We start from the raw sequence: 4,072 nt of genomic DNA on the forward strand, positions 1-4,072 counted from the left end.
CTGGTGGGGCAGCCGGCGTGCGTGCTGGCCGACGAGCCGACCGGCAACCTCGACGACCACACCGCCGGCGGCGTCTACGACCTGATGCTGGAGCTGTCGCGCACGCTGGGCACCAGCTTCGTGATCGTCACGCACGATCTCGATCTGGCGAACCGCTGCGACCGCGTGCTGCGGCTGCGCGACGGCCATCTGCATCGCGAACGCTGAGCCGCGGCGCGCCGGAGCTTGCCCCGATGTGGATCGACACCCATTGCCACCTCGACGCGGCCGAGTTCGATGACGACCGCGACGCGGTGGTGGCGGCCGCGGCCGCGGCCGGCGTCGCCGGCATCGTGCTGCCCGCGGTGGCGGTGTCGAACTTCGCCGCCGTGCGCGCGCTGGCGCATCGCCATCCGGCCTGCGTCTACGCGTTCGGCATCCATCCGCTGTGCACCCCCGGAGCGGGGCAGCCCGACCTCGACGCGCTGCGGCGCGAGGTAGAGGCCGCGCTGCCCGATCCCCGCTTCGTCGGCATCGGCGAGATCGGCCTGGACTTCTTCGTGCCGGGGCTCGATGCGCAGCACCAGACCTGGCTCTACGTCGAGCAGCTGAAGATCGCGCGCGAGTTCGATCTGCCGGTGCTGCTGCATGTCCGCAAGTCGCAGGACCAGGTCGCCGCGCAACTGCGGCGCGTCGGCGTGCGGCGCGGGATCGCGCACGCCTTCAACGGCAGCGCGCAGCAGGCGCAGCGCTTCGTCGAGCAGGGCTTCAAGCTCGGCTTCGGCGGCAACGTGACCTTCAGCCGCGCGCGGCAGATCCGGCGGCTGGCGGTGGAGTTGCCGCTGGACGCGCTGGTGCTGGAAACCGATGCGCCCGATATCGCGCCGTCATGGCTGACCGACGACCAGTTCGGCGAACAGCGCAAGGTGCGCAACACACCGGCCGAGGTCGCGGGCGTCGCGCGGGTGCTGACCGAACTGCGCGGCATCGATGCCCCAACCCTGGCCCAGGCGACCTGGCGCAATGCGGTCGAGGCGCTGCCCCGGCTGGCCGCCTTTGCCGCGACGATGGCGCCGTCCTCCGCCGTGACGGACTGACACGTTTCGCGCCGCCGCCCGGCGGTATAAACGCAGGCATCGTGATCCTCGAGCGAGGGCGGGCATGTCTGCGGTACTTGCGGACCTTAGGCTTTCTGCGGTTTCTACGATTTGCCCGGCGGCAGATGGACATGCTGCGGGCGTATCGGGCCCGGCGTTCGTTGCTGTCCCTGCTGTTCCTGTAGTTCCTGCGTTGCCGGCGCCGCGATGCGCCTGACCCTGTGCGCCTTCGTGGCGGGTTGCTGGCTGGTGCAGCAGCTGCCGGCGCTGCCCTCCGCGGGCACCAGCATGACCGCGGGGCTGGCTTCGTTTGGCGTGGTGCTCGTGCTGTCGCCGCTTGCCGGACGACACCGCCGAACGGTGCCGGCGCGCCCGCGTTCTTCCTCCCTTGTCTTCCATGCCCGCTGGCTGGCGACCGTACTGGTGACCGTGCTCGCGGCGCTGATCGTTGGCGCGGCATGGGCGGCGTGGCGCGCCGAGCGCCGGCTGGCCGAACGGCTCGCCGCCGAGCTCGAAGGCGTGACGCTGTCGCTGACCGGCGTGGTGTCCAGCTTGCCGACCGGCAACGGCGAGGGCCTGCGGTTCAACCTGAGCGTCGACGGCAAGCGGCCGGCGGGCTTGCCGGCGCTGCTGTCCCTCGGCTGGCAACAGGCGCCGCCCGCTCTGCTGCCCGGCACGCGGCTGGCGCTGACCGTGCGGCTGAAGCGGCCGCACGGCCTCGCCAATCCGCATGGCTTCGGCTACGAATACTGGTTGCTGCAGCGGGGCATCGGCGCGACCGGCTACGTGCTGGCGGCCGGCCCGGCATCGCCGGTGGCGCTGCGGCCCGCCTGGCGCATTTCACGCTGGCGCGCGCGGATGCGGGCGCGAATGCTGGCGGCGATGCCGGCTGATGCGCCGTTCGCCGGCGTGCTGGTGGCGCTGGCGATCGGCGACCAAAGCAATATTGCCGCCGAGCAGTGGCGCTGGTTCACGCGCACCGGCATCGGCCATCTGGTCAGCATTTCGGGACTGCACATCACGATGATTTCCGGCCTGGCCGCCGCGCTGGCCCGTGCGCTTTGGCGACGCTCGTTCGGCCTGGCCAGATGGATGCGCAGGCCGCTGCCGTTGCGCTGTCCGGCGCAACGTGCGGCGGCGGTGGTGGCGGTGGTGTCGGCCCTGGCCTATGGGTTGCTGTCCGGCATGGAAGTCCCGGCGCAGCGCACCGTGGCGATGGTCGCCGTGGCCGCCCTGGCGCTGTGGTGGCAGCGTCGGCCGCCGGCCTCGCTGGTGCTGGCCTGGGCTGCCGCGGTGGCACTCGCGCTCGATCCCTGGGCGGTGCGGGCGGCGGGGTTCTGGCTGTCGTTCGGCGCGGTGGCGGCGATCTTTCTGGCGGCGTCGCAGCGCACCGTCGCTGCAGCCGGGCCCGGGCCGCCACCGCCTTCGCTCTGGCAGGCGCGCTGGCATGGCCTGCGCCGGCATCTGGCGGAAGGCGTGCGCACGCAATGGGCCGTGACCGTCGGACTGCTGCCGCCGACGCTGCTGTTGTTCCAGCAGGTGTCGGTGGTGTCGCCGCTGGCCAATGCGCTGGCGATTCCGGTCGTCAGCCTGCTGGTGACGCCGCTGGCCCTGAGCGCGGCGCTGCTGGCGGCGTGGCCCGCGGACTGGCCGCTCGGCGGCGCCATCGCGATGGCGGCCACGCTGCTGCTGACGGTGGCGCATCAGGCGATGGCATGGCTGGGGGCCGTGCTGGTCCGGCTATCGGCGCCGAACTGGGCCGTCTGGCAGGCGGCACGGCCCGATACCATCGAGCTCGCCTTCGCGCTGCTTGGCACGGCGGTGCTGCTCGCCCCGCGCGCCTTTGGCTGGGGCTGGCGCGTGCATGGCCTGGTGCTGCTGATTCCGATGCTGTCGAGCGGCCGTGCACCGCTGCCCGCCGCGGCGTTCCGCGCCACGGCACTCGATGTCGGGCAGGGCGCGGCGGTGCTGATCGAAACCCGCAGCCACCGGCTGCTGTACGACACCGGGCCGGCCTATGGCCCGACCAACGGTTCGGCCAGCGGTTCGGCCAGAGGTTCGGACAGAGGTTCGGACAGAGGTTCGGACAGAGGTTGGGACAGAGGTTCGGACAGACGTTCGGACAGAGGTTCGGTCAACGGCCCGGCTGACGCGGCGCGGCCCAGCGCCGGCGAACGCGTGGTGGTGCCGTTCCTGCGCGCGGTCGGCATCCATTCGCTCGATGCGCTGGTGATCAGCCACGAGGACGCCGACCATGCCGGCGGCGCACGCGACGTGATGGCGGCGCTGCCGGTCCGGCGCATGTGGGCGGCGTTGCCGCGCGGCCATCCGCTATGGCGCTTGCCGGCCGGTGTCGGCCCGGATGTCAGCGAGGTGTGTGCGGCGGGTATCGCCTGGCAATGGGACGGCGTGCGCTTCGAGCTGCTGCATCCGCTGCCGGGACAGGGCGACGACGCCACGATCGGCAGCAATGCGCGCAGCTGCGTGCTGCGGATCTCGAGCCCGTACGCCACGATGCTGCTGACCGGCGATATCGATCGCGCCGCCGAACGGGCGATGGTGGCGCGCCTGCCGCCCGATGCGCTGCGTGCCGACCTGCTGCTGGTGCCGCACCATGGCAGCCGCACCTCGTCCAGCGACGAATGGCTCGATGCGGTGCAGCCCACCGCCGCGGTGTTCCAGCTCGGCTATCGCAACCGCTACCGGCATCCGCATGCACAGGTATGGGCGCGCTATGGGCGCCGCGGGATTGCGCGCTATCGCAGCGATCGCACGGGCGCGGTAGAAGTCGTCGCGGATCGCGGCGGCATCGCGATCGCGTCGTTCCGGCAGCAGGCGCGGCGCTACTGGCGGCCGGCGCCGGACGCGCCGGAATGAGAGGTGGGTTCCTGTTGAGGCTTTATTGGCCGCGGTTGGCAGTAGCTGATGCGCCGCTGCGCCGATGCGCCGATGCGCCGATGCGCCGATGCGCCGATGCGCCGATGCGCCGATGCGCC

Annotated in this window: 2 protein-coding genes and 1 pseudogene; all 3 read left to right on the plus strand. The window is 72.1% G+C overall.

Annotated features, from left to right (window positions below; all coding sequences use genetic code 11):
• Positions 1-207: pseudogene (locus AC6EI8_RS24915) on the plus strand (lipoprotein-releasing system ATP-binding protein LolD); the annotation flags it as partial.
• 26 nt (positions 208-233) lie between these two features.
• A complete protein-coding gene (locus AC6EI8_RS24920; RefSeq protein ID WP_498383179.1) occupies positions 234-1,076 on the plus strand; it encodes a TatD family hydrolase in 843 nt (280 codons plus the stop codon).
• Between the two features lie 207 nt (positions 1,077-1,283).
• On the plus strand, positions 1,284-3,953 hold the full coding sequence (locus tag AC6EI8_RS24925; protein ID WP_498383180.1) for a DNA internalization-related competence protein ComEC/Rec2: 2,670 nt from the start codon (positions 1,284-1,286) through the stop codon (positions 3,951-3,953).
• The last annotated feature ends 119 nt before the right edge of the window (positions 3,954-4,072 follow it).

Source organism: Cupriavidus sp. R6-3, from assembly GCF_059772245.1.